The following is a 26,646-nucleotide window of genomic DNA, read 5'->3' as shown; positions in this document are numbered from 1 at the left end:
GGCGCCAGCGCCCTCAATCGGCGTATTTCACCGCGCAGCCATAGGGTTTGCTCCACGCCACCGACACCGGCTTGCCGGCCTTCACCTCGGCCAGCGCGGCCAGCACATGGTTGCGCGCGGTTTTGATGTCGGCGGTGTCGGCGGTGGGCTTGTTGTCGATCGCGCCGGCATAGACCAGCGTGCCCGCCGGGTTGATGACGAACATCTGCGGCGTCGTCTTGGCATCATAAGCCCGGCCGGCAATGCCCTTTGGATCAAGCAGATAGGCGGTGGCATGCATCTTTTCGGCCTTCTGGAAGGCCAGCGCCTGCGGCCCGGCCATATGGCCCTGCTTGCCCGGCGCACCCGAATTGATCGTCAGCCATACCGCGCCTTGGGCATGGGCCGCGCTCTGGGCCTTCTGCATGTTGCCGCTGGTATAATGTTTCTGCACGAACGGGCAGCCGGGGTTGTTCCATTCCAGCACCACCGTGCGCCCCTTGAAACCCGACAGGCGGACGGGTTTGCCGCTGGCGTCGTTCAGCGTGAAATCGGGCGCGGGCTTGCCGATCTGCGGAGCGGACAAAGCGGGCGTGGCGATCAGCGCGGCGGTTGCGATGGCGATGGACAGGCGTATCATCGGCGGCTCCTATTCGACATGATCGGGCATCAGGCGCTCAAGGCTGTCAATGTTCCGGGGGTCAGCACCTGCGGCAGGATTTCGGGCGGCTGACCGGGCCGGTAGTACATATACAGCGGCACACCCGATCGGCCCTGTGCTGCCAGGAAGCGGCCGATCGCCGCATCGCCGTTGGTCCAGTCGCCCACCAGCACCGCGACATTGGCGGCGGCAAAGGCTTCGGCCACTTCGGTCCGCTCGATCGCGGCCTTTTCGTTGACCTTGCAGGTCAGGCACCAATCGGCGGTGAAATAGACGAAAACGGGGCGTCCTTCGGCCTGAAGCGCGGCGAGCCTGGTTTCGCTGAAGGCTTGCGCACCCAGTGCATTTTCCACCGGAGCGGCGGCTGAAACCGGTGCGCGGGGGATCGTCATCAGCAACGCGATCGCGGCGGCGGCGGCAGGCGCGAGCGGCCACCACGCGGCCGTCCGGCTTACGGCCTGTCGCCTGCCGACCCACCAGAGGGCAAAACCGCTGATCAGGGCGGCGCCCAGCCCGATCGTCATTCCGTCCACGCCGGCCAGCCGCCCGAGAATCCAGGCAAGGCCAAGCGCGGTCAAAAACATCGGGATGGAAAGGATCCGGCGCAGCTGATCCATCCATGGCCCCGGCTTGGGGAGGCGGCGGCGAAGCGCCGGGATGAAACCGAGCGCGAGAAAGGGGATTGCGAGGCCGAAGCCAAGTCCTGCGAAAACGGCCATCGCGGCCGGCGCGGGCAGGATCAGCGCCGCGCCCAGCGCCGCGCCCATGAACGGGCCGGTGCACGGCGTGGCGACGAACGCGGCCAGCGCCCCGGTCCAGAATGCGCCATGTGCGCCATTCTTGCCGGCAAGCGTATCGCCGCCGGTAATGGCCGGCAGTTCGAACAGCCCGGCCAGATTGAGTGCGATGGCGGCGGTCAGCAGCAGCAGCGCCAGGATGACGCGCGGATCCTGCAACTGGAACGCCCAGCCCACCGCTTCGCCACCGGCGCGCAGCATCAGCAATGCGCCCCCCAATGCCGCGCAAACCAGCACGGCCCCCGCCGTATAAGCCAGTGCCTCGCCCCGTGCGGCGCGCTCGTCGCCGCCGGCGCGGGCAAGTTTCAGGGCCTTCAGGCTCAGGATCGGGAACACGCAGGGCATGATGTTGAGCAACAACCCACCAAGGATCGCGCCGCCCAGCGCCAGCGCGACGCTTTTGAACGACCCACCGGCACCCTCGCCGTTGCCCGCATTCGACGCGAGGACAGGGGCGCCGGCCGCCGGCACTTCGCCGGGCGTGGCGGAAAGCGACAGGCCATTGTCCTTGCCGATGCGCAGCACGCCGTCGACTTGGCCCAGCCCGCCGGCGGCACCGGCGGCCTTTACTTCGACGATCAGGGTATCGCCGTTGCGGCTGATCGATTGCGGCGCGGCATAGTCGATCGCGCCATCGGTGAGCGGGAAGAAATAGACGTCGGCGACGTCCAGCTTGGCGGGCAGGGGCACGGCGAGGCGGAATGTTTCGCCGTTGAGCGCGAAGCGGCCGGAACTGCCAAGCGGCTTTGGCATGGCGGCCCGCCAGCGGCTGAAATCATCGGCCAGCGCGGCATCGGCCCGGCCATCGCCGACGACGAGGTCGACCGCGATTTCCGCTTTTTCCGGGACGCAGATTTCCTTGGTGCAGGCCAGCCACTTGGCCGTGCCGCGGATCGGCAATTTTGTGCCCGGCGCCAGCCCTTGGGGCAGCTGCAGCGGGATCAGCTGGGCATATTCGCCTTCATAAACATAGTTCATCAGGCCGGCGATGATCAGCGTATGGGGCACGGGATAGGTGAGTTCGCCGGCTTCGACGCCAGCGGGCAGGCGCCATTCGATGCTGGTTTCGATGCCGGAATCACCGGGATTCTTCCAATAGCCATGCCATGTCGGCGCGGGCTGCATCACCAATGCCAGCGTCGTCGTGCCGCCGCCCGCCGGGGCGGTGCTTTCCGCCACCAGCCGGGGCTGGATGTGCGGCGCCTGGGCAAGCGCCGGGGTGACGGAAAACAGCACCGCCAGCCACGTCATCAATCGGTAACCGAAGGCGATCATCGGGGCTCCAACTCGAAATAGGCCTGAGCTATAGCATCGTCGGGCTGTGCAAGCATACCGGGGGCAATATAGTGAATCCGTGGCAAAGCGTTACGATCGCAGCGATGGCGCTGGCGATCCCGGTGGCGGCGATGGCCCAGGTAACGGCCGGACCGGCAAAGCCCAGGCTGATCGTGGCGGTGTCTGTCGACCAGTTTTCCGCCGATCTTTTCGCGGAATATCGCCAGCATTTCACGAACGGGATGAAACGGCTCGCCAACGGCGTGGTCTTTCCGGCCGGCTATCAAAGCCATGCCGCGACCGAAACCTGCCCCGGCCATTCGACGATCCTTACCGGATCGCGGCCGTCGCGCAGCGGGATCATCGCCAACAATTGGTACGATCTGTCCCTGCCGCGCGCCGACAAGAAGGTCTATTGTTCGGAAGACCCGTCGGTCCCCGGCAGCAATTCCAACAAATATGTCGTGTCCCCGCAATATCTGAAGGTGCCGACCTTGGGGGATCGCATGAAGGGCGCCGATCCTGCCACCCGCGTGGTCGCGGTTGCCGGCAAGGATCGCGCGGCGATCATGATGGGCGGCCATAAAACCGATCAGATCTGGTTCTGGGGCGGTAAAAGCTATGTCCCGCTGGCGGGGCGGACCAGCCCGCCGCCCGTGACGGTAGGGACCATCAATGCGCGGGTCGCCTCGCTCGTGGCCAAGCCGTCAAAGGCGGCACTGCCCGAAATGTGTCGATCGCGGTCGCTGGCCGTGCCGCTGGGGGCGGGCAAGCAGGTCGGCGTGCTCGCCGATCGCAAAGCCGAGGATTTTGGCGGCTTTCGTGCTGCCGGCGATTTCGATGCGGCGACGACGGATCTCGCAATCGGCCTGCTGTCCGAAATGAAGCTGGGCCGCGGCGCGGGCACGGACGTCCTGACCATCGGCCTGTCCGCCACCGATTATGTCGGCCACGCCTTCGGTACCGAAGGTGCGGAGATGTGCGCGCAGATGGTGGCGCTGGATCATAATATTGGCCGGATCCTCGCCGCACTCGATGCAACGAAGGTGCCCTATGTCGTTGTGTTGACGGCCGATCATGGTGGCCACGATCTGACTGAACGGGCACAGCAGCGCGGTTTTCCGGATGCCGAACGAATCGATCCGAATCTCAGCCCGAAGGCATTTGGCGCGGCGTTGGCGAAAGACCTTGGCATCACGATCGGCGAAGACCTGGTTTATTCCGATGGGCCGTTCGGCGATTGGTATCTGTCGCGCGAAATTGCAGCGGATGTCCGGCCGCTCATTCTATCCGCGCTCAAGGCCCGCTTGTCGGCGCATCGCCAGGTCGAAGTTGTGTTCACGGCGGATGATTTGCGCCGCATGCCGTCTCCGCGGCCGCCCGTCGAAGAATGGTCCCTTGCCGAACGGGCGCGGGCGTCCTTCGATCCTGAACGGTCGGGTGATCTGATCGTCCTGCTGAAACCCAATGTCATGCCGATCGCCAATCCGATGCGCGGCTATGTGGCGACCCACGGTTCGCCATGGTCGAACGACCGGCGTGTCCCGATCCTGTTCTACCGGCCGGGAACGATCGGGTTCGAACAGCCATTGTCGATCGAAACCGTGGATATCATGCCCACGCTTGGCGCGCTGGTCGGTCTGGCCATTCCGCCTGAGGAGATTGACGGGCGTTGCCGCGATCTGGATGCCGGGGCCGGGTCGACCTGCCCCTGATCGTAGGCCGTCCTGCTGCTCGAAGGACGGCCAATCGTGCGCTAATCCGCATGCGCATGTGAATGCCGCCTTGTTGCAACGCGGCGATTCGGATATGGCGCGCCCAAATCCCTCCCTCGCAGGACCGTCATTTCATGAGCCTCCGCAACGTGGCCATCATCGCGCACGTCGATCATGGCAAAACAACCCTGGTTGATCAGCTCTTCCGCCAGTCCGGCACGTTCCGAGACAATCAGCGTGTCGAAGAACGTGCCATGGACTCGAACGATCTCGAAAAAGAGCGAGGGATCACCATCCTCGCCAAGTGCACTTCCATCGAATGGGAAGGCACGCGGATCAACATCGTCGATACGCCCGGCCACGCCGATTTCGGCGGTGAGGTGGAACGCATCCTGTCGATGGTCGACGGGGTGATCCTGCTGGTCGACTCGTCCGAAGGCGCGATGCCGCAGACGAAGTTCGTCACCGGCAAGGCGCTGGCGCTGGGCCTCCGCCCGATCGTCGTCGTCAACAAGATCGACCGCGCCGACGAACGCACGCAGGAAGTGCTGGACGAGGTGTTCGATCTGTTCGTCAGCCTCGATGCCACGGACGAACAGCTTGATTTCCCGGTTCTGTTTGCGTCGGGCCGCAATGGTTACGCAGGCGACGAACCCACGGTGCGCGAAGGTACGCTGCGCCCGCTGTTCCAAAAGATCGTCGATCATGTGCCCGCGCCCAAGGCTGATCCGGACGGTCCGTTCAAGTTCCTCGTGACGCTGCTCGACCGTGATAACTTCCTCGGTCGCATCCTGACCGGTCTGGTCGCTTCCGGCACCGTGAAGACCAACATGCAGGTCCATGCGCTCGATTCGGACGGCAATGTCGTCGAAACCGGTCGCGCATCGAAGATCATGGCCTTCCGCGGGCTTGAGCGCGTTCCCGTCGATGAAGCCAAGGCTGGCGACATCATTTCGATCGCGGGCCTGACCACCGCGACCGTCGCAAACACGATCGCCGATATCTCCGTCACCGAACCGCTGCATGCGCAGCCGATCGATCCGCCGACGCTGTCGATGCGTTTCGCGGTGAACGATTCGCCGATGGCCGGCCGCGAAGGCACCAAGGTGACGAGCCGCATGATCCGCGATCGCCTGTTCCGCGAAGCGGAATCGAACGTGGCGATCAAGATCACCGAATCTGCCGATCGCGACAGCTTCGAAGTGGCCGGTCGTGGTGAACTTCAGCTTGGCGTGCTCATCGAAACGATGCGTCGCGAAGGTTTCGAACTGGGCATCAGCCGCCCGCGCGTGCTGTTCCAGACCGACGAAGCCGGCGGCAAGACCGAACCGTATGAAACCGTCGTCATCGACGTCGACGAAGAGCATTCGGGTACGGTCGTCGAAAAGATGTCGATCCGGAAGGGCGAACTGACCGACATGCGTCCGTCGGGCGGCGGCAAGACCCGCATCACCTTCTCCGCGCCGTCGCGCGGGCTGATCGGCTATCATGGCGAATTCCTGTCCGATACGCGCGGCACCGGGATCATGAACCGGCTGTTCGAAAAATATGGCCCCCACAAGGGCAATATCGAAGGCCGCAAGAATGGCGTGCTGATCTCCAACGGTGCGGGCGAGGCGAATGCCTATGCGCTCGGCCCGCTGGAAGATCGCGGCATCCTGATGGTCGAACCGGGCGAAGCGCTCTACGAAGGCATGATCATCGGCGAAAACGCCAAGACGGATGACCTTGAAGTCAATCCGATGAAGGCCAAGCAGCTGACCAACTTCCGCGCCAGCGGTGGCAAGGACGATGCGATCCGCCTGACGCCGCCGTGGAAGATGACGCTCGAACAGGCGATTGCCTATATCGACGATGATGAACTGGTGGAGGTGACGCCCAAGTCGATCCGCCTGCGCAAGCGCCATCTCGATCCGCACGAGCGCAAGAAGGCGTCGCGCGCCAAGGCTGCCTAAAGACACGAAAAAGGCCGGTCTTTCCAAATGGGAAGGCCGGCCTTTTCGTATGTGGTCGGTGCAGGGCCGTGTGACCAAATTCTGGTGATGAACGCGCGTCGGGTCTCGGGAGCTGTCTAGCGACCTCCGAACGGCAGGAAAGTCGGGGGAGCAGACCTGATATTCAGCGATTTGAGCACTCGCCGTGCTCACGCAATCTCAGCCACATCTGCGCGCCAGGGGTGACGTAGCCGGTCCGGATGACGCTCCCGTTGGAACATCGGATTTCGATTGTGCCTTCAAGCTTTGGCACCCCCACATATGCAATACCTACAGGGACAAGATCTTGCCTCTGTCCCAAGCCGTCGACAGCATGTGCAGATGCAACTTCACGGTGCGGATCGTAAAGGACGATACTTCCTGTATTCATCAGCGTGGGGGCGCTCCCTATAATGGCTGCGATTACTGTCATCCATGCTATCCGTCGAACACGCATTGCTTGCCCCCCGTCGCGCACATTCTGTCCACTTAGGTAAACGTCCGCAATGTCGGCGTGTCCTGACAGGCAGCAATTGGGCGGCATCCTGCATCCAGCAGTCCCAAATTGAATTTGTTCCCACGCCGCGGGCGCTCAGTTTTTCGTACCGCCCGCCAGATTGATGATGGCCTGCCATTCCGCGTCCCCCACCGGCGACACCGAAAGCCGCGACTGGCGGATCATCTCCAGCCCCGCCAGCCGCGCGTCGCCCTTGATCGTGGCGAGCGTAACGGGGGAGGCGAGGGCCGCGACCGGCGCGACCGCGACCGATACCCATTTGCCATCGGGGCCGTCCGGTTGCGCGGTCCGCGTCACTTGCATCACGCCGACGCAGGCCTTGTCCGCGCCGCTATGATAGAAAAACGCCTCATCTCCCACCTGCATCGCGCGCAGGTGGATGCGCGCCGTCGGGTTGCGCACGCCGTCCCATTCGGTCGTGCCATCGCGGACGAGATCGTCCCACGAATAGGATTCGGGTTCCGATTTCATCAGCCAATGGGCCATGGGCAAGCTCCTCGATGGATGGGCATTCAGGTGCGGGGGGCAATCTCGATCCGGGTGATCTGTCCGTCGCTGATCGTATAACGCCCGGTGAGGCTCAGTTCGATCGCCTCGCCGGCGCGGGGGGACAGGCCGAGGAAATCGTCGACGTCGGATCGTGCCACCAGCCGATCGTGGATATCGACGGTGGCGCCGTCCGCATCGCCCGCGATCCGTTCCGGGGTCATGCGATCTTCGAAGGTGGCGATCATCCAGCGATAGGTGGCGAGATAGGCATCGCGGCCCTTCTGTTCGCCAGCGGCTGATACAAGCACCAGGTCGTCAGCCAGCAGCGGCGCGATCTGCGTCTCGTCCTCGCTGTTATAGGCGGTATAATAGCGCCGCATCAGCACGTCGTTGCTCATCCGTCTCTCCCTTGTCGGGCCGTTTGATAGCATGACGTGTCCTTTACGTTAGCGTCAAGCGGTGGCATGTCTTGGCGGAATCGGGGCCACAACCCGGCGGAGAGGACAGGAATGACCGACGAAACAAGCTTTCGCGCCGAAACGCGCGCCTGGCTGGAGGCGAATTGCCCGCCGGCGATGCGCGAACCGGCCACTGCGCTCGACGATGCCTATTGGGGCGGCCGTAATTCGCGGTTCGCCAGCCCTGAACAGCAGCAATGGTTCGAAGCGATGGCCGCGCGCGGCTGGACGGTGCCGGACTGGCCGAAGGAATATGGCGGTGGTGGCCTGTCCCCCGAACAAACCAAGATTTTACGGCAGGAGATGGCCGCGCTGGGGTGCCGCAGCCCGCTTCACAGTTTTGGCATATGGATGCTGGGTCCGGCGCTGTTGCAGTTCGGAACCGAAGAGCAGAAACGTCATTATCTTCCTGAAATCGCTCAGGGAAAAATCCGCTGGTGCCAGGGCTATTCGGAGCCGGGCGCGGGATCGGACCTCGCCGGCCTGCAAACCCGCGCCGAAGACATGGGCGATCACTGGCTGGTCAACGGCCAGAAGGTCTGGACCAGCTATGCCGACAAGGCCGACTGGATATTCTGCCTCGTCCGCACGGATCCAACAACAAAGCAGGGCGGTATCAGCTTCCTTTTGTTCGATATGGCCTCAACTGGAGTATCAACCAAACCGATCCTGCTGATTTCCGGCTCGTCCCCTTTTTGCGAAACCTTCTTCGACAATGTGAAGGTCCCCAAGGACCAGATCGTCGGCGCGGTAAACCAGGGCTGGACCGTCGCCAAATATCTGCTGGGCCACGAACGCGAAATGATCAGTTCGATGGGGTTCGGAACCGGCGATCCATCGCTTGGCCGCCAGCTTGTGGCGGATCTCGGGGCATTCGAAGATCCGGTGCTCCGCGCGCAAGTGGCGCTGCATGACGTGGATGCGCTGGCATTCCGCGCGATGTCCGAAAAATTCCTCGACGAACTGAAACATGGCCGCGCGCACCCGGCGCAACCGTCGATGATGAAATATGCCGGAACCGAACTGAACAAGCGCAAGCTGGAACTGGAAATGGCGGCTGGCGGATCGGACGCGCTGGAATGGGAAAGCGCACGGTCTGACGGAGGCACAGTGCCACGCAACTGGCTTCGATCGAAGGCCAATTCGATCGAAGGCGGCACCAGCGAAGTGCAGCTCGGCATCATTGCCAAGCATATCCTGAACTTGCCGGGGGCCTGATCCGATGGCGTTATTCCATACCGAAGACCAGACGATGCTCAAGGACATGGCGGCGCCGTTCCTGGCCGAACATGCCCCGGTGAAGCATCTGCGCCAGTTGCGCGACAGTGGCGACGAAACCGGCTTTTCGCGCGATCTTTGGCGGCAGTTCGCCGAAATGGGGCTGACCGGCGTGCTGGTGCCCGAAGCTGCGGGTGGCAGCGGCCTTGGCCATGTCGAAGCGGGTATCGTGCTGGAAGAGATCGGCCGCAATCTTGCGCCATCGCCTTTCCTGGCGACGGCGGTGGCGGCGGTGACGGCGCTCAAGGCCGGCGATGCCGAACTGCGCGCGCGCTACCTGCCCGGCATCCTTGCCGGCGAGACGGTGGCCGCGATCGCGGTGGACGAGGGGCGCAAGCACCGGCCGGCGGCGACCGCGATGATGGCGGAGCGCGCGGGTAATGGTTTCCGGCTGACCGGGGGCAAGCAGTTCGTGGCCCACGGCCATGTGGCGAACCTGCTGGTCGTCGCCGCGCGGACCTCGGGCAATGCCGGCGATGAAAACGGAATCACCCTGTTCGCGGTGGAGAAGGGAGCGGCCGGTCTGTTCACCGAAGCCGTCCGTCTGGCCGACAGTTCGATCGCCGCACGGATTGATTTTAACGGTGTCGAGGTGGATGCAGGCGCGGTGATTGGCGCGGTCGATGGCGGCTGGCAGCCGCTGGCCCGTGCGCTGGATGCGGGCCGGGCGGGGGCTGCGGCCGAAATGCTTGGCGTGGCCGGCGCGGCCATGGCGCTGACCGTGGATTATTTGCGTCAGCGCAAGCAGTTCGGTCGGCTGATCGGCGAGTTTCAGGCGCTACAGCATCGCACTGCGCACCTTTACTCCGAACTGGAAATCGCACGCGCGTCCGTGCTGAAGGCGCAGCAATTGCTGGACGCTGGGGAAGCAGGGGCTGCCCTGATGGTGGCTGTCGCCAAAGCCAAGACAGGGCGGGCGGCGGCGTTGGCGGTGCAGGAAGGCATCCAGATGCACGGCGGTATCGGCATGACCGACGAATATGACATCGGCCTCTATATAAAACGCCACCGCGTGCTCGACGAGTTTTTCGGCGACGCGGCCTTCCACGCCGATCGCGTCGCGCGGTTGAACGGATATTAGGATTTTTGGCGAGTTGGGGTGATCCGGCGCGGTGGGGTGCGTATGATGAAACGAAGACCGCTGGGTAACGGCGAACTAGAGAAACTTGGATGAAGGGCTTGTTCCGCACGTTTTCGTCGAGCCTTTGGCTTTCCACCTCTATCGCTGGACCGGGGTTCGCTCAATCGGCCTTGCCCGAACTGGCGTTTGAGCGGCTTGCGACAGCCGAAAGCAGGTTGCCAGGGCGCTTGAGCAATCTGATCTATAATGACCCAGCCATGCGTGCAGAGATCAGGCGCGTCGGCTTTGAGAAAGGCTGTCGTGCTGTGGCCGATAGCCGTCGCGATGTCGGAATGAAGTTTGTGCCCGCTTTGGTGCCCGCCACAGTTGCGGCAATCCGCAAGATTGTTCCCGAACCGCAGTTTAGCGAAATGCGGCCTCGATCATTCGTGGTCAGTCCATTGCGTATTTATGCTAAGCGCATCGACGCGGAGATTGATCGGACTGCTCCGGAAATCCTGACGGTAGCTTATGACGCGATGCGGAAGTCCTTTCTCGAACGGCTGCGTCAGTATCCGACCACCCAGAATCCAGCCGATAACATCGTTGTGCCGAGGGCCGACATCGCGGCCTTTGGTAATTTGGAGGGCCCCTACGACCTCGATAATCCGGTACATTTAAGTATCGCGTGTGCAGATCTGTTCATCTCGGCAAAGATGAGGCCCACTATCACTACGGCACCTGTCGACCCCATTTTGTTGTCGTGCCGCAATAGCGTTGCCTTAGGAGAACCACGGTTCACTGGCCGTCGGTTCCGATTGATCGGCGTACTGATAGGCCGCTCGCCATGCTGCTTGGACATGGCGGCGATCCTGTAATCAATAAGCCAGTGCGGTGCCATCCGCCCGCATTTCGCTGGCGGCGGCGTAGACCCGTTCGCCATTGTGTTCGATCCGTTCGACGCATTGGTAGCGGCCGAAACCGCCGTCCGATGCCCCGATCGTCCAGCCCATGCCGATCAGCGCGGTGCGGGTTGCTTCGGGTACGCCGCTTTCCAGCCGGAGCAGGCCGGTGGGGCCTTCATCGCCCGCATCTTCACCCATGCTTTCGGATGATCCTTCATGGTGCCAGCGTGGGCTGTCGCCGGCGGCCTGTGCATCGAGGCCATAATCGGCGCGGTTGACGATGATCTGCGTCTGCCCTTGCGGCTGCATGTCGCCGCCCATCACGCCGAAGCTGAGCCATGGTTTGCCATCTTTCGTCGCGAAGCCGGGGATGATCGTCTGGAATGGGCGTTTGCCCGGTGCGTAGAGGTTGGGATGGCCGGGTTGGAAGGAGAAAAGCTGGCCGCGATCCTGGAACATGAATCCAAGGCCGTCGGCGACGAGGCCGGACCCCATGCCACGGAAGTTGGACTGGATGAGCGATATCATCAGCCCGTCCCTATCGGCGACGGTGAGATAGGTGGTATCGCCATGCGATGGCGCGGTGCCTGGGCGAAGATCGGTCATCAGTCGATCGGGGCGGATCAGTTTGGCGCGCTGGGCGGCATAGTCCTTGGAGCCGAGCCATTCAAACGGCACCTTGGCGAAGGCGGGATCGGCATAATATCGGGCGCGATCTTCGTAGGCGAGGCGTTTGGCCTCCGCCTGCAGATGGATCGACAAGGGTGATTGGAAGCCCGCTTCCCTGAGATCGAAATTCTCCAGGATGTTGAGCATCTGGAGCGTGGCCAGCCCTTGTGTATTCGCGCCGATCGCCTGCACGCCGATGCCGCGATAGGTGGTTTCCAAAGGGGTTACCCATTCGGCTTGATGTGCCGCGAGATCGGCGCGGGTCAGCCAGCCGCCGATGCGGCGGAAATAGCGTTCGATGGTTTCGGCGATAGGGCCGGCATAGAAAGCGTCGCGGCCACCTTGCGCAATAAGGCGGTAGGTGCGGGCAAGGTCGGGGTTGCGGAATGGATCGCCCTCCCTGGGCACCACGCCGCCGGGCGCCCACACCTTGCGGGCGTTTTCAGTTTCCTCGATGCCCATGCCGGGCTTGGCGAAATTGGCCATGGCGCGGCCGATATAATGCGCAATGATCGGGGCGACGGGGACACCGCCTTCGGTCATGGCGATCGCGGGTTCGAACAGGTCGGCCCATTTCAGTTTGCCGTGCCGCTGGTGGAGTGCCCACCAGCCCGCGACGGTGCCGGGTACCGACACGGAAACCGCGCCATAGGCTGGCAGTACACCGTTTTTGGTGCGGGAACGTGCCGTCTCGAAACTCAGGCTACGTGGGGAGCGGCCAGAACTGGCGAGGCCGTCGACCTTACCCTTCTTCGGATCCCACAACAGGGCATAAAGATCGCCGCCGATGCCGCAGCCGGTGGGTTCGAGAAAGCCAAGGCACGCGTTGATCGCGATCACGGCATCGACTGCGGACCCGCCTTTTTTCAGAATTTCGATCCCGGCGAGCGTGGCCAGCGGCTGTGCGGACCCGGCAGCGCCGGACAAGCCGTAAACGGCGGAGCGCGAGGCGAAGCTGGCGCCAACCGGGCGATCACCGCCGTGTACATCCGGGCGATTGAACTGGATGGAACCGGGGGTCCAGATCGGGGCGGGGGCGGGCGTCTCGGCGCGCAAGATGGCAGGTGACACGGCGGCGGCGGGCAGGGCAGCGAGGAAGGTGCGGCGTTTCATAGCAGGCTCCCCGAACGATATAAGGTTGGGGAGAAGATAGCGGGCGGAGGCAGCGACACCAATCCCGTTCGCTATACGATCAGTCCGCGCCGTGGCCTTGGGCAAGATAATCGCGCGACTGCATTTCCATCAGCCGGCTGATCGTGCGTTCGAATTCGAATGCGCCGTCGCCTGCCGGGTAGAGATCGCCCGGTTCGGCATCGGCGGTGGCGATTAGCTTGACCTTATGTTCGTACAGCGCGTCGATCAGAGTCTTGAACCGTGCGGCCTCGTTGCGCTTGTCCGGGCCGAGTACGGGAATGCCGACGATGACGGCCGTGTGGTAATTGCGTGCGATCGCCAGATAATCCGGCGCGCCGCGGGCTTCGCTGCACAGCCGCTTGAACGAGAAGACGGCGACACCTTTCAGGCTTTTCGGCACGTGCATCGATCGGCCGCCATGGATGGCGAGTTCGGCGCTGGGCACATGGAGCGAATCTTCGGGCGGAAAATCGGTCAGTCGAAAAAACGCCGCGCGAACGGCTTCGGTCGCTTCCGGGCCATTCGGGACGTACCAGGTGGGTGCGCCACCGAGGCGCGCGAGGCGGTAATCGGTCGGCCCGTCAAGGGTGATGACGTCCAGCCGCGCTTCGATCAGCGCGATGAACGGCAGGAAATGTTCACGGTTGAGGCCGTCTTTATAGAGATCGATCGGCGCACGGTTGGACGTGGTGACGATGACGACCCCGGCATCGATCAGCCCGGTGAACAGCCGGCTCATGATCATCGCATCAGCGGTATTGTTGATCACCATCTCATCGAAGGCGAGCAGCTTGGCTTCTTCCGCGAGCGCAGCCACGACGGGCTGGATCGGATCGCCTTTTTCCTTGGCGCGTTCGATCCGTAGGCGATCATGCACCTCGATCATGAATTCGTGGAAATGGACGCGGCGCTTGTGGTTCATCCGCACGCAATCGAAGAACAGGTCCATCAACATGGACTTGCCCCTGCCGACGCCGCCCCACATGTAAATACCACGCGGGGGCGGGGGTGCTTTGCGCAGCATCCGCCAGAGTACGCTGCCCTTTTCGGGCTGGACAGACAGTTCTTCGGCCAGCGCATGAAGCCGTTCGACCGTGCGGGCCTGATCGGCATCAGGCCGCAACTGGCCGGTGGCAAGCAGATCGGCGTAGCGATCGCGGACGGTGCTCATCGTTTGCCGGCCTTGCGCAGCGTTGCGGAAAAGGCCGCGATCGTGCCGCTGGCCTGTTCAACTAGGCCGCGCACGAAGATCAGCCGGCCCGTTTCGCGCAGCACTTCGACGACGGCATCCAGTGGTTCGTCGAGCACCGCGCCGGCGAGGAACTGGACATTGCAATCGAGCGTGACGGCGTTGCCTGCCGCCTTGGCGCCGCAGGTTTCCGCGCCCGCGAACAATGCGATGTCGATAAAGCCGAGCATCGCGCCACCGTGGACGTTGTTGAGCATGTTGGAATGCTGGCGCCCCGGTACCATTCGCACGCGGGCTTTTCCGTCCACATCCGGCTGGACGTGGACGGAGCCAAGCGTGTCGAGAAAGCGGCCGCTATCGTGCAGTTCCCAACGGTTCCAGCCCGGATAGCCGGGATCGGGTTCGCTGGTGAATAAGGCTTCCACGCCGTCTTGCGCCTTAGATCTGGCGCTCGACTTCCATCTTCTTGATCTCCGCGATCGCGCGCGCCGGGCTGAGACCCTTGGGGCACACGTTCGAGCAGTTCATGATGGTGTGGCAGCGATAGAGGCGGAAGGGATCTTCCAGCTCGTCCAGGCGCTCACCCGTGAACTCGTCACGGCTGTCAGCCAGCCAGCGATACGCCTGAAGCAGGATCGCCGGGCCGAGGAACTTGTCGCTGTTCCACCAGTAGCTGGGGCACGATGTTGAGCAGCAGGCGCACAGGATGCACTCGTACAGGCCATCGAGCTTGGCGCGATCTTCCGGCGACTGGAGGCGTTCCTTGCCCGAGGGGGGCGGGGTAACGGTCTTCAGCCAGGGCTGGATCGAGGCGTATTGCGCATAGAAATGCGTGAAATCCGGAACCAGATCCTTGATCACGTCCATGTGCGGCAGCGGGGTGATGCGCACCTCGCCCTTGCAATCCTCGATCGCGGTGGTGCAGGCGAGGCCGTTCTTACCGTTCATGTTCATCGAACAGGAACCGCAAATCCCTTCACGGCACGAACGACGGAAGGTGAGCGAGGGATCCTGCTCATTCTTCATTTTGATCAGCGCGTCGAGCACCATCGGCCCGGTTTCGGCAAGGTCGAGTTCGAACTTGTCGTAACGTGGGTTTTCACCCGAATCCGGATCGTAACGATAGACCTTGAAGGTCTTGACGTTCGTCGCGCCGGCCGGGGCCTTGTGGACCTTGCCGCCGGACTTGATCTTGCTGTTCTTGGGAAGCGAGAATTCAGCCATGATCCGTCCTCAGTAAACCCGCGCCTTGGGCTTGATATACTCAGCCTCGTCGGTGAGCGTGTAATCGTGCACCGGACGATAATCGAGCGTGACCTTGCCACCCGAACCGCCCCAGCCTTCGAACCACGAAATGGTGTGCTTCATCCAGTTCGCGTCATCACGATCCGGGAAGTCTTCATGCGCATGGGCGCCGCGCGATTCCTTGCGGTTTTCCGCGCTTTCCATGGTGCAGACGGCTTGGGCCATCAGGTTGTCGAGTTCGAGCGTTTCGATCAGGTCGGTGTTCCAGATCAGCGAGCGATCGGTGACGCCGATGTCCTGCATCCGTTTGTTGACCTGTTGCATCCGCTGGACGCCTTCGGCGAGGAGGGCGCTGTCGCGGAACACGGCAGCATGCTTCTGCATCGTGTGCTGCATGTCGAGCCGCACTTCGGCCGTTGGCGAGCCGCCCTTGGCGTTGCGATACTTGTCGAGACGCGTGAGCGCGAGATCCGCCGAATCCCTCGGCAGTTCCTTGTGCGGCGAATTCGGCTTGACCGTTTCCTTGAGGTGCAGGCCGGTAGCACGGCCGAACACGACGAGATCAATCAGCGAGTTCGAACCCAGGCGGTTTGCGCCATGGACCGAAACGCATGCCGCTTCGCCGACTGCGAACAGGCCGGGCACGACCACTTCGGTATCGTCGCCCTTCTTGGTCAGCACCTGGCCGTGATAGTTACACGGAATGCCGCCCATATTGTAATGGACCGTCGGCGTGACCGGCAGCGGCTGGCGGGTGAGATCGACGCCTGCGAAGATCTTGCCGCTTTCGGTGATGCCGGGCAGGCGTTCCGCCAGCACCGCCGGATCGATATGATCGAGGTGCAGGTAGATATGGTCGCCCTTGGGGCCGACGCCGCGCCCTTCGCGCATTTCCATCGCCATCGAACGGGAAACGACGTCGCGCGAGGCGAGATCCTTGGCCGACGGGGCGTAACGCTCCATGAAGCGTTCACCTTCGGAATTGGTGAGGTAGCCGCCTTCGCCGCGCGCGCCTTCGGTGATGAGCACGCCCGCGCCGTAAATGCCGGTCGGGTGGAACTGGACGAACTCGAGGTCCTGCAACGGGAGGCCCGCGCGCAGCACCATGCCGCCGCCGTCACCCGTGCAGGTGTGGGCCGACGTCGCCGAGAAATAGGAACGGCCATAGCCGCCCGTGGCCAGCACAACAGAATGGCTGCGGAAACGATGGATGCTGCCATCTTCCATGCACAGCGCGATCACGCCGCGGCATTCGCCATTTTCCATGATCAGGTCGATCGCGAAATATTCAATGAAGAAGTCCGCGTCGTACTTCAGGCTCTGCTGATAGAGCGCGTGGAGCATCGCGTGGCCGGTGCGATCGGCCGCAGCGCAGGTGCGCTGCACCGGCGGGCCATTGCCCATATTCTGCATGTGGCCGCCGAACGGACGCTGGTAGATCGTCCCGTTGTCGTTGCGGCTAAACGGCACACCGGCATGTTCAAGTTCATAAACCGCGGCAGGCGCTTCACGCACCATATATTCGATCGCGTCCTGGTCGCCCAGCCAATCCGATCCCTTGACGGTATCGTACATGTGCCAGGTCCAGTGATCCGGGCTGTTATTGCCCAGACTGGCCGCGATGCCGCCCTGCGCTGCAACTGTGTGGCTGCGCGTCGGGAACACCTTGGTGATGCACGCGGTCTTGAGGCCGGCTTCCGCCGATCCCATGGTTGCGCGCAGGCCCGAGCCGCCGGCGCCCACGACAACGGTGTCGTAGACGTGGTCGATGATCTTATAGGCTTCCGACATCAGCCTTGAACTCCACCGAACGCAATCTTCAGGATCGAGAAGATCGCGAGCGCGGCCGCCCCGACCGCGTAGAAATTGAGGGCGAGGAGCGCCGCGACGCGATAGGCGTCGTCATGCACATAATCCTCGATGAAAACCTGCAGGCCGATGCGCAGGTGCCAGAAGACCGAGATCGTCAACAGCACGAGTGCGACCGCCACGAATGGGGAGGATGCCCACGTCACGACCGTCGTGTAATCCAGCACCGGCAGGCGGAACAGCGAGACCACGAACCACAAAAGCAGGATGAGGTTGCCAACGGCCGTCAGCCGCTGGTGCCACCAATGGAGCGATCCGTGCTTGGCGGATCCCAAGCCGCGGACGCGGCCAATGCCCGTTCCCGTTCCCATCAGCCCCTCGCGAACATCATATAGCCCCAGAGCAGGGCGGTGATCAGAACCGATCCGACCATCGTCAGGATCGCGCCGGTGCGGTTGGACTTCAGCTCATATCCCGCGCCGGTATCGAGCACAAAGTGGCGGATACCGGAGAACATGTGCTGGAAGAAGCTCCAGGTAAGCCCAATCACAACGATCCGGGCCAGGACGTTGATCACGCAGCCCAACGTATCGTTGGCAGCGGATTCAACGGCATAATACCGGAAATTGGCATAGGAATCCGGGCCGCTGGCCGCAGCGGCCAGCCACCAGGTAAACAAAATTCCCCCGCCGATAGCGAGGGCAGTGCCCGTTGCACGATGCAGGATCGAAACCAGCATGTGTGCGCCCCACCGCCAGATGGTGAGGTGAGGAGAAAGCGGGCGTGCGGCGTTACGAGACATGAACGTCCCCCTGTCGATATGCGCCGTTCCTTTAGACGAACCGTAACGTCATGCAACCTCGGCCGGCGATCTGTTGCGGAATAACGGTGCATTTACCAACGCGCGCCTATGCTCGGTCCCGCGGGGCGGGCCCCGGCTCGCAGGGGAGAATATAGAGTGACCGACTTTTTCGTGCGACAGACACCGGCCGAAGTGCATGTGCCGATGCCCGTTGAGGAAGCCGATCAGCGGCTCACGCTTTACAATCAGGATGGCCGTCTCGAATCCGGCATTCGTTTCCTGTGGAGCCATGGGGCGGAGCAGATCCGCGAAACTGCGCGGGAATATTGGGAAAATACCGAGTTTAAAGGGCAGGGCAGCACCGATCGTTTCATCGATCACATCGTACAGAAATATACGATGCCGCTGGATGCCCGCTGGGTGCTCCACGCCGCTTCACCGGCGCGCGAGATTTATCATGGCGGCATTCCCCTGCCGATCGTGATCGAAGGGATAATCACCTTTGCCGAAATCCTGTCGGAGAAGCTTCGCACTTCACTTCCGGACGCTGATACGCGACGCCGGGCAATCTATGTCGTTCACCGCATGTCGTGCATCGAGGCCGAGATTATCCTTGCCCAGATTACGCATATCCAGCGGAATGCCGCGGTCGCCCAGCGCGCGGACGCAAGCAGCCGTTTCAAGGGTACGGTGGTCGCGATTCTCGAAGATACCGTCACCAACGCCCGTGATCTGAAGAACAAGACGGCGCAGACATCGGCCGCGGCGCGGGGAATGCTGGGGAAGGCATCCGAAGTGGCGGCTGCAGCGGAACAGTCGACGACGGCGATGCGTGAGGCGGCGCATACGGCCGCCGGCCTGATCCGGGCGATCGAAGATGCGCGGGGCGAAGTCGAATCGGCGGCCGCGGTTGCAACGCGGGCGGCGGCGCAGTCGGCCGAGGCGGTTTCGGTGACCGAGGCGCTGTCGGATCATGCCAAGGCGATCGAATCGATCCTCGGGTTGATCCGCGACATTGCCGGACAGACCAACCTGCTGGCGCTGAACGCGACGATCGAAGCGGCCCGTGCGGGCGATGCCGGGCGTGGCTTTGCCGTGGTTGCCCAGGAAGTGAAGAGCCTCGCCAACCAGACGGCGCGGGCGACCGACGATATCGCCGCCAAGATTTCGGCCATTCAGGCTGCGACCAACCAGACGTTGCAGGCCAACGGATCGATCCGCGACACAGTGGGGGAAGTGCAGACGTCCGCCCGCCGCATCCAGCAGGCGATGGAAACGCAGGCGCAGACCGTGACGTCGATCACCGCTGCCGTCGATGAAACCGCGCTCGCGGCCGATTCGATGTCGGGGACGATTGCGGCGATCCGTTCGGATACCGTGGCTGTCGCCGGTGAAATCGACAGGCTTGAAAGCGGATTCCAGACGGTCGATTCGCGGTTGAGCGACCTGGAAGTGGCTACCAGCGAATTTGTCTCGCGGATCGCCGCATGAAAGAAACGTCGATGATCGCGACCTGCGGTCCACTGCGCGAAGAACGTGTGACATATTCGGTACGGCTGGCGGATCGCCTGCCCGAGTTCGACCGTGAGGGAACATTGGCGCGCGACGGCGCGGAAATATGGTCGCTGATCGAGGGGCGTGAACGCGAGATCATCGCGACATATTGGGATCATTATGGCGCGACTATCGACCGCATGGGCGCCCAGGCCTTTGACGAAGCCGTTGATTATGCGCGGCGTAAATATTCCGCCCCGACCGATCAGGCGTGGGTTGATGTGGCCCGCGATCGGGTGGGGGCTGCCTATGCTAATGGCCTTCCGCTGACGCGTGTGCTGGCTGCGCTGGCTGCGGGACATCGCAAGGTGAACGAATTGCTTTATGACGCCGTGGGCGGTGACCATGCGCGCTATGTAAGGCTGGCGGATACCGCGATGCGGCTGGCCGCATTGGAAGCTGAGGTGATGACCGCGCTGGTCGCCGCCATTCGCGAGCGTGATCAGACGGAACAGCGCAATGCCGGGGCGGCCTTGTTCCGCGAACAGATCGGATCCGAGGTCGAACATGCGTCGGCTGAGGGCGAACAGCTGCGGGTCAGCGCATCCGAAGCATCGCTGGCCGTGCGGGGGATGCTGGGCAAGGCATCCGAGGTGGCATTGGCGTCGGAACAGTCGGCGACGGCGATGCGTGAGGCGGCGCATACGGCCGCCGGCCTGATCCGGGCGATCGAAGATGCGCGGGGCGAAGTCGAATCGGCGGCTGCCGTTGCAACGCGGGCGGCGGCGCAGTCGGCCGAGGCGGTTTCGGTAACCGAGGCGCTGTCGGATCATGCCAAGGCGATCGAATCGATCCTCGGGCTGATCCGCGACATTGCCGGACAGACCAACCTGCTGGCGCTGAACGCGACGATCGAAGCGGCCCGTGCGGGCGATGCCGGGCGTGGCTTTGCTGTGGTTGCCCAGGAAGTGAAGAGCCTCGCCAACCAGACGGCGCGGGCGACCGACGATATCGCCGCCAAGATTTCGGCCATTCAGGCTGCGACCAACCAGACGTTGCAGGCCAACGGATCGATCCGCGACACAGTGGGGGAGGTGCAGACGTCCGCCCGCCGCATCCAGCAGGCGATGGAAACGCAGGCGCAGACCGTGACGTCGATCACTGCCGCCGTCGATGAAACCGCGCTCGCGGCGGAAAGCTCCGCGCAGACGATGGCACTGATCCATGTCGATTCGGAAGCTGTCGCCCAGCAGATTGATCGACTGGAAACCGGATTGAAGCAGGCGGATTCGCGCCTTTCAGGACTGGCCAGAGCGGCCGGTGAGTTCGTCACCCGCATTCACGGCTGAACTCCTGCAGTCAGGCGGGGCCTTTCCTCCACGGTCCAGTCCGCCTATCGGGCCGGCATGGCCATCCATATCCTCTCGACGGGCGAGAACCGGGGATTCGGCTCTGCCGCCCGTATATCTGCTGGGGACCGCGCGATTGCCGATCCGCCGTTCGGCAGCGGGCTATCCTCTGGAGAGGCCAAAATCACCAATTTCTATTCGCTGTACGCCCGATCATGGAATAGGTGCGCCGCAATCGACTTTAACGGAGCCAGTTATGTCCGCTAAACCCCCAAAGAAACGTGGCAGTGAGCCAAAAGGGGACGGCGTGACCGGATTCCCGTTCGATGCCGCGCGCGAGGGCAGCTGGAAACTGACCTTGCCCTGCACCAAGTCCGAAGCCGAAGCATTGGCCGAAGATGTTCCTGCCCTGGCCATGCTCGATCCATCACCCACCGTGATGACCAGCGAGCCAGACCCGACGAAACCCGATGTCTGGCAGATGGATGCCTATTTCGAAAACAGGCCTGATGCGGAACTGATCGGGATCATCCGGTCGCTTGCACCCAGTGCGGCGGATCAGGAACCTGTGATCGAGCATATTGCGGAGCAGGATTGGGTGACGCTTTCACAGGCGGGGTTGGAACCGATCCGCGCCGGGCGTTTCTATGTGCGGACCCCGGCTTCGACCGATCCGGTGCCGGATGGCACGATCGCTTTCACCATCGAGGCTGGCCGGGCCTTTGGCACCGGCCATCACGAAACAACGACCGGCTGTCTGCTGATGATCGATCGCATGAAGCGCAACGGCCTGCGTTTCACCGATATTGTCGATGTCGGCACGGGCACAGGGTTGCTTGCGTTCGCCGCCGGCGCGGTGTGGCCGCGCGCGCGGATCGCGGCTTCGGATATCGATCCGGTGGCAATCGAGGTGACGGAAGAAAATGCCATCGTGAACGGCATTCCGGCGGGGCAGGATCGGGTCGGCCGGCTTTCCAGTCGCGTCGAACTGATTACGGCTGCCGGCCTCGCTCACCCGCGGCTGCACGCGCGGTCGCCCTATGATCTGGTCATTGCGAACATTCTGGCGGGGCCGTTGATCGAACTGGCCCCGGTGCTGGCTGGATCATTGCTGCCGGGCGGATCGCTGATCCTGGCAGGCCTGTTGGATACGCAGGCCGATCGCGTGGCGGCGGCTTATCGCCGACAGGGGATGCGGCTGGCGGACAGCATCGTTCGGGGCGACTGGCCGACGTTGCGGCTCGTCAAGCGGCGGCGCTGACGACGGAATGGGATTTTTGAGCAGCCCCGATCAGGCCTGACCGGATCGGGGCGGTCCACCAGCACATTCCCTTTGATCGGAAGGTGGGTGTGGGGGACGGAGACGATGGGCGGAGACGCAGGATAGCACGCTTGCTGCGACCAGGACGATTGCGATCGCTTCGCCAACGGTGGGCAGGCGCTGTTCCCACAGGAAGCCATAAAGCAGTGCGAATAGCGTTTCGAACAGGATCATCTGCCCGGCAAGGGTGAGCGGGAGCAGTCGGCTCATCCGGTTCCACAAGGCGTTGCCGATAATGGATGCAAAGATTGCGATGCCTGCGGCGACGGCCGCGAACTGGAGCCATTCAGGGAGGCTGTGACTGGTGGTGCCGATCAGCAACGCTGGCGGCACAAGCAGCAGTGCCTGCGCTCCTGTCATCACACCGACCAGCAGGTTCCAGTCATGCGCGGACAGATGGTCTAGGCGGGCAAGACAGCGGCTGTTGCCGACAGCATATGCTGTCCACGACAGCAGGGCGCCAACCGCGCACAGAAATCCCGCGATGCGTGCGGTCTGGGCGCCGGTGGCTGTTGCGCCCAGTGCTTCCCATCCGATGCACAGGATCGCCGCCGCGCTCATCAGTAATGAGGGGATCAGCTTGTGCAGCGGTACGGCGTTCCGATCCCGGCTGCCGATGATTGTGATCGCGATCGGCAAAAACCCTATGACGAGGGACGTTATTGCGACGCCGCCCAGTTGCACTGCGCTGGCGAGCAGGACGTAATATAGGATATTGCCGAGCAGGCTGAGCCATGCGAGCGCCCGCCATTCGGACCGGCCGAGCCGGACGGTAAGTTCCCGCCAGCGGGGCGCGACAAGAACTGTCGCGAACAGGCCATAAGCGAGATAACGACCAGCCGAAAGCTGGAGCGGCGTGAAGGTGCGAACCAGTTCCGGTGCAATAAACACCAGCCCCCATAGCGCGCCGGCCGCGACGCCAAATCCGATCCCGGCCAAGATCCTGCCACTGTCCGTCACGCTGGCCTCCTGATGTGCGGTGCCAGTTGGCCGGAAAAGGCTGTGAAGTCTTGACGCGGACTATTGCTTTTTGTGCACTGTCTCTCGCGCCAGATGTCGATAGGCGGCAGGCGTCATGCCTGTCGCCAGGCGCATGGCACGGGTGAGGGCGCTCTGATCGGCGTAACCATTGCGAAACGCCAGTTTGGCAATCGAGTGATCGGACCGCGCTAGTCCTTCACGGACGTGCCTGAGCCGAATCCGGGACAGATAAGTGCGTGGGGTGCTATCCAATTCCTCACGGAACAACGCATGAAGCCGGCTAACGCTGACGCCTGCACGCATGGCCATCGTCGCCGTCGTCCATGCGAATCCCGGTTGGGCTTCCATCGCGGCGAGCAATATTCCCAATCGGGATCGTTGCGCGGGGAGCGCGCTGGCCAGCGCGTCGAACAGCAGCGGCGCCCACAGTTCGACGGTGTGGGTGTGGGTGCCGCCATCGGCCAGCAACAAGCCCATAAAGTCGATGAGTTTGCCGGCTGCCGGGGTGAGCGGCAGGAACGGACGCTCGCTCAATCGGTCGACGACTTCGGGTGCAATGGTGGCCGGATCGAAATCAAGGATCAGCGATCGATTTGGCTTGTCGCTGGCCTGCGAGTGGCGGGTGTCGCGATCGACAAAGGCCGCCTGACATGGGTCGAGCCGTCCCTCCCGTCCTGCGATATCGATCGCGAGTGATCCTGCAAGCGGGAGCACCAGCTGCGCAAAGTCGTGTCGGTCCGCGCCACTATCCCGGCCGTAGCTGCGGACATTCAGAGCGATGGGCAGAGGGGGTGACATTCGTTGATCATAGGGCTTTCCGCCCGGTTTCCCTAGTGCGGAGCCCCGCATTTTCGAGCGCGCGCGAGAACAGCATGATCGGCGTCGCTTACGTAAACCAGCAGAGCTTCGCCGGTCCCGATTAAATCTATTTTTACAGTAGAGAATGGATCGGATTAAGTGAGGGCCTCTTCAAAATCCAGGGTAAAATATTGATATAAATTAGTAATATTCGCCCATCGCCAAGGCTGGCCGCTTCATCGGCCATTTGCGAGTCTTATTAAGAAAGATGGCTCCATCGAACCAGTCGCGCCGCTTGTCACAAGGGGCGCGCCCATGATGCGTTAACGATGCCGGCATGACCGGATCAAAAATAAGCGCGTTATGCAGCATATAAGGAAATCCGAGGATGATAGCACGACGAAACGCAGCGTTGCTGACTGCTGGTGTGGCCTTGGCGGCCATCCAGGCACCATCGGCCATGGCGCAAGCACAACCGGCAGTGCCGGAGGCGCGCACGGCCGCAGATGACGGCGACACCATTCTCGTGACCGCGCGTCGGCGTACTGAGCGTGCACAGGATGTGCCGATTGCCCTTACCGCGCTGAACGACGCGCAGGTCTCCGTTCCGGGCACTGTGGGGCTTGCGCAAGTAGCGCAACTGGCGCCCAGCCTTCAAATTACATCAACCAACGCGCGACAGACGAACATCAATATTCGCGGTCTTGGTGCAACGCCCGCCTTCGCCAGCCTTGGCATCGAATATGGTGTCGGGGTCTATGTCGATCAGGTCTATTACAGCCGTCCGGCACAGGCCGCGTTCGATCTTTATGATCTGGAACGGGTTGAAGTGCTGCGTGGCCCGCAAGGTACTCTGTTTGGCAAGAATACGACTGCCGGTGCGATCAACATCACAACACAGGCCCCGTCGTTCGATCCTGAGTTCCGGGGGGAGTTGAGCGCGGGCAATTACCGGTCGATCCAGGTGCGTGCTTCGGGTAGCGCGCCGATCAATGACAAGCTGGCTGTGCGCGTCAGCGTGACCAACACGACCCGCGACAAGGGGTTCAGCACCAATGTGCGCGATGGTTCGCGCAAGAACGATCTGCACAGCTTTTCCGTGCGCGGACAATTGCTTTTCAAGCCGACGGACAGTTTTTCGCTACGGCTGATCGCGGATTACAGCGATCTCCAGCAGGAATGCTGCATCGGATCAATGACAACGGTGCGTCAGACGCGGCTTGATGGATCGGCGGTTGCTAACGACTTTTATGCGCGTGCCGCGCGCTTTGATTATACACCGCTGGCGATCGACCCGTTCGCGCGCAAACTTGATCTCAATCGACCGCTTGGTTTGGCCGTCAAAACGCGTGGTGTCAGCGGCATTGCCGACCTGGATCTGGGTGCTGCCACGATCACGTCAGTCACGGCTTGGCGCTCGCTCTCCTATCTGCCGACGATCGACGCCGATACTATCGGACTCGATATCTTCACCGATGCCGGAATCCGCGAAAAGCAGGAGCAGTTCAGCCAGGAGCTGCGGGTTGCTTCTAATGGTGACAATGTGGTCGATTATGTTGCCGGTCTCTATTATTTTTCACAGCGGATCGACAATAAAATCTTCACCAAGTACGGGCCAGACGCGGCGCTTTGGATCATTGGTCCGGCCGCCGGCAGCACGCAGGCTTCGGCTGGCGCGCAGGCGGCGCTGGACGGGTTTTTCGTAGATGGCACTGCGCAGGCGAATACCAAGAGCTATGCGGCGTTTGGCCAGTTGACATGGCATATTGTCGATCGCCTCGATTTGACGGGCGGTCTGCGCTATACCCATGAAAAGAAAAACGGTTTTTTTGATCAAGTCCAGCGCGGACCAGTATTGACGCCGGGACAGATTCTTCTGGGCGCACAGGCAATCCGCAACAATTTCGGGCGTAATATCCCACGTTATTTTGCCAAAACGAGTGAAGACAATGTATCGGGGCTGGCGACGCTATCGTACAAGATAACGCCTGATGTGATGATCTATGGCACCTATGCACGCGGGTATAAATCGGGCGGGCTGAACCTCAATGCGACGGGCGCGCCGCCGGTGGTTGCCCCGGAAAAGGTAGAAAATTTCGAAGCGGGGATCAAATCGAGCCTGTTCGATCGGCGGTTGACGTTGAATGTTTCGGCTTTCTCGACGGAAATCCGTAACTATCAAAGCCAGCAGATCGATACTGCCGTCGCGTTGACCGCTTACATCGCCAATGTCGGCACCGTGCGTTCGCGTGGGTTCGAGGCAGATGCCACATTGCGTCCGATTGGTGGGTTAAGCCTGTTCGCATCGGCCAGCTACGTGGATGCGACCTATCGTGATTTCACCAACGCGCCTTGCCCCATCGAATATGCGCAGGCGGTGTGTGATCTAAGTGGGCGGGCGTTGCCTGGCGTATCCAAATATTCCGCGGCTGTCGGCGGGGAATATGCCGCCGATCTGACCTCGGGATCGGAAGCCTATATCAACGTCAACTACAGCTATCGGTCCAAGTTCAACGCAGCTTACAACCTTGCCGCCGATGCGGTGGTCGGCAGCTATGGGTTGACCAACATCCGGCTTGGTGTGCGATCCACCGATGAACGGTGGGATGCGTCCTTGTTCGCGCGGAACCTGTTTGACACCAAATATTACAACAGCATTGGCCCAGCCGCCTTCAACACCGGCCAATATAGCGGCGGAACCGGCGATCCGCGGACTTACGGCATAACCCTGCGTACAAAAATCTGAAT

At 62.3% G+C, this 26,646-nt stretch carries 23 protein-coding genes; 9 read left to right on the top strand and 14 right to left on the bottom strand.

The features are described from left to right. Positions 1 to 13: 13 nt before the first annotated feature. Both KC8_RS04695 and KC8_RS04690 read right to left on the bottom strand, forming a co-directional pair. Positions 14 to 619: a redoxin domain-containing protein gene (locus tag KC8_RS04695; protein ID WP_010124413.1), complete on the bottom strand. Its 606-nt coding sequence runs from the start codon at positions 617 to 619 to the stop codon at positions 14 to 16. Positions 620 to 648: 29 nt separating this feature from the next. Next, the gene (locus KC8_RS04690; RefSeq protein ID WP_010124415.1) at positions 649 to 2,712 is read right to left on the bottom strand and encodes a protein-disulfide reductase DsbD family protein; all 2,064 of its coding nucleotides are present in this window, start codon (positions 2,710 to 2,712) and stop codon (positions 649 to 651) included. A gap of 104 nt (positions 2,713 to 2,816) precedes the next feature. Between KC8_RS04690 and KC8_RS04685 the strand changes: the two genes are divergently transcribed. Further along, entirely contained in the window at positions 2,817 to 4,427 is a 1,611-nt protein-coding gene (locus KC8_RS04685; RefSeq protein ID WP_010124417.1) for an alkaline phosphatase family protein, read from the top strand. A 134-nt stretch (positions 4,428 to 4,561) separates the two neighbouring features. After that, positions 4,562 to 6,382, top strand: coding sequence for a translational GTPase TypA (gene typA, locus KC8_RS04680; RefSeq protein WP_010124419.1), 1,821 nt, complete (start codon positions 4,562 to 4,564; stop codon positions 6,380 to 6,382). Positions 6,383 to 6,992: 610 nt separating this feature from the next. Here typA and KC8_RS04675 read toward each other — a convergent pair. Both KC8_RS04675 and KC8_RS04670 read right to left on the bottom strand, forming a co-directional pair. Beyond that, a complete protein-coding gene (locus tag KC8_RS04675) occupies positions 6,993 to 7,403 on the bottom strand; it encodes an EVE domain-containing protein (RefSeq protein WP_010124420.1) in 411 nt (136 codons plus the stop codon). Between the two features lie 26 nt (positions 7,404 to 7,429). Further along, complete coding sequence (locus KC8_RS04670; protein ID WP_010124421.1) at positions 7,430 to 7,804, bottom strand: nuclear transport factor 2 family protein; 375 nt, start codon at positions 7,802 to 7,804, stop codon at positions 7,430 to 7,432. 111 nt (positions 7,805 to 7,915) lie between these two features. Between KC8_RS04670 and KC8_RS04665 the strand changes: the two genes are divergently transcribed. The 3 genes from KC8_RS04665 to KC8_RS04655 all read left to right on the top strand — a co-directional run bounded on the left by KC8_RS04665 (position 7,916) and on the right by KC8_RS04655 (position 11,080). Then, a complete protein-coding gene (locus tag KC8_RS04665) occupies positions 7,916 to 9,082 on the top strand; it encodes an acyl-CoA dehydrogenase family protein (protein WP_010124422.1) in 1,167 nt (388 codons plus the stop codon). Positions 9,083 to 9,086: 4 nt separating this feature from the next. After that, the gene (locus KC8_RS04660) at positions 9,087 to 10,223 is read left to right on the top strand and encodes an acyl-CoA dehydrogenase family protein (protein ID WP_010124423.1); all 1,137 of its coding nucleotides are present in this window, start codon (positions 9,087 to 9,089) and stop codon (positions 10,221 to 10,223) included. Positions 10,224 to 10,312: 89 nt separating this feature from the next. Beyond that, a complete protein-coding gene (locus tag KC8_RS04655; protein ID WP_010124424.1) occupies positions 10,313 to 11,080 on the top strand; it encodes a hypothetical protein in 768 nt (255 codons plus the stop codon). On the opposite strand, the gene KC8_RS04650 is transcribed toward KC8_RS04655, so the two are convergent. The 7 genes from KC8_RS04650 to sdhC all read right to left on the bottom strand — a co-directional run bounded on the left by KC8_RS04650 (position 11,081) and on the right by sdhC (position 17,955). Continuing rightward, complete coding sequence (locus KC8_RS04650) at positions 11,081 to 12,889, bottom strand: gamma-glutamyltransferase family protein (RefSeq protein WP_010124425.1); 1,809 nt, start codon at positions 12,887 to 12,889, stop codon at positions 11,081 to 11,083. A 79-nt stretch (positions 12,890 to 12,968) separates the two neighbouring features. Continuing rightward, positions 12,969 to 14,081 carry a cell division protein ZapE gene (zapE, locus tag KC8_RS04645; RefSeq protein ID WP_010124426.1) on the bottom strand — a complete coding sequence of 371 codons (1,113 nt, stop codon included), beginning with the start codon at positions 14,079 to 14,081 and terminating at the stop codon, positions 12,969 to 12,971. Beyond that, on the bottom strand, positions 14,078 to 14,524 hold the full coding sequence (locus KC8_RS04640; RefSeq protein ID WP_010124428.1) for a PaaI family thioesterase: 447 nt from the start codon (positions 14,522 to 14,524) through the stop codon (positions 14,078 to 14,080). Before KC8_RS04640 ends, zapE begins: the two co-directional genes overlap by 4 nt. Before the next feature lie 13 nt (positions 14,525 to 14,537). Beyond that, a complete protein-coding gene (locus tag KC8_RS04635; protein ID WP_010124430.1) occupies positions 14,538 to 15,323 on the bottom strand; it encodes a succinate dehydrogenase iron-sulfur subunit in 786 nt (261 codons plus the stop codon). A 9-nt stretch (positions 15,324 to 15,332) separates the two neighbouring features. Continuing rightward, positions 15,333 to 17,135: a succinate dehydrogenase flavoprotein subunit gene (sdhA, locus tag KC8_RS04630; protein WP_010124432.1), complete on the bottom strand. Its 1,803-nt coding sequence runs from the start codon at positions 17,133 to 17,135 to the stop codon at positions 15,333 to 15,335. Continuing rightward, positions 17,135 to 17,524: a succinate dehydrogenase, hydrophobic membrane anchor protein gene (gene sdhD, locus KC8_RS04625; protein WP_010124434.1), complete on the bottom strand. Its 390-nt coding sequence runs from the start codon at positions 17,522 to 17,524 to the stop codon at positions 17,135 to 17,137. Before sdhD ends, sdhA begins: the two co-directional genes overlap by 1 nt. After that, a complete protein-coding gene (gene sdhC / locus KC8_RS04620) occupies positions 17,524 to 17,955 on the bottom strand; it encodes a succinate dehydrogenase, cytochrome b556 subunit (protein WP_029624377.1) in 432 nt (143 codons plus the stop codon). Before sdhC ends, sdhD begins: the two co-directional genes overlap by 1 nt. Positions 17,956 to 18,111: 156 nt before the next feature. Here sdhC and KC8_RS04615 point away from each other — a divergent pair, with 156 nt between their 5' ends. The 3 genes from KC8_RS04615 to KC8_RS04605 all read left to right on the top strand — a co-directional run bounded on the left by KC8_RS04615 (position 18,112) and on the right by KC8_RS04605 (position 22,059). Then, entirely contained in the window at positions 18,112 to 19,446 is a 1,335-nt protein-coding gene (locus KC8_RS04615; protein WP_010124438.1) for a methyl-accepting chemotaxis protein, read from the top strand. Further along, entirely contained in the window at positions 19,443 to 20,798 is a 1,356-nt protein-coding gene (locus KC8_RS04610) for a methyl-accepting chemotaxis protein (protein WP_010124440.1), read from the top strand. Before KC8_RS04615 ends, KC8_RS04610 begins: the two co-directional genes overlap by 4 nt. Positions 20,799 to 21,054: 256 nt before the next feature. Beyond that, on the top strand, positions 21,055 to 22,059 hold the full coding sequence (locus KC8_RS04605; protein ID WP_029624379.1) for a 50S ribosomal protein L11 methyltransferase: 1,005 nt from the start codon (positions 21,055 to 21,057) through the stop codon (positions 22,057 to 22,059). A gap of 30 nt (positions 22,060 to 22,089) precedes the next feature. Here the strand turns inward: KC8_RS04605 and KC8_RS04600 are convergent, their stop codons facing one another. The 3 genes from KC8_RS04600 to KC8_RS20055 all read right to left on the bottom strand — a co-directional run bounded on the left by KC8_RS04600 (position 22,090) and on the right by KC8_RS20055 (position 24,342). Further along, positions 22,090 to 23,079, bottom strand: a complete 990-nt coding sequence (locus KC8_RS04600; protein WP_010124442.1) for a DMT family transporter — start codon at positions 23,077 to 23,079, stop codon at positions 22,090 to 22,092. Between the two features lie 60 nt (positions 23,080 to 23,139). Beyond that, the gene (locus KC8_RS04595; RefSeq protein ID WP_232455623.1) at positions 23,140 to 23,949 is read right to left on the bottom strand and encodes an AraC family transcriptional regulator; all 810 of its coding nucleotides are present in this window, start codon (positions 23,947 to 23,949) and stop codon (positions 23,140 to 23,142) included. A gap of 150 nt (positions 23,950 to 24,099) precedes the next feature. After that, on the bottom strand, positions 24,100 to 24,342 hold the full coding sequence (locus KC8_RS20055) for a hypothetical protein (RefSeq protein WP_158217669.1): 243 nt from the start codon (positions 24,340 to 24,342) through the stop codon (positions 24,100 to 24,102). 16 nt (positions 24,343 to 24,358) lie between these two features. On the opposite strand from KC8_RS20055, the gene KC8_RS04590 reads away from it, so the two are divergent. Further along, positions 24,359 to 26,644: a TonB-dependent receptor gene (locus tag KC8_RS04590; RefSeq protein ID WP_010124445.1), complete on the top strand. Its 2,286-nt coding sequence runs from the start codon at positions 24,359 to 24,361 to the stop codon at positions 26,642 to 26,644. Positions 26,645 to 26,646 lie beyond the last annotated feature (2 nt).

Origin of the sequence: Sphingomonas sp. KC8, assembly GCF_002151445.1 — a bacterium.
In the GTDB taxonomy this organism is placed as follows: domain Bacteria; phylum Pseudomonadota; class Alphaproteobacteria; order Sphingomonadales; family Sphingomonadaceae; genus Sphingomonas_E.
The sequence above is the reverse complement of the archived record's forward strand: the minus strand, read 5'-3'. Positions and strand labels throughout refer to the sequence as shown.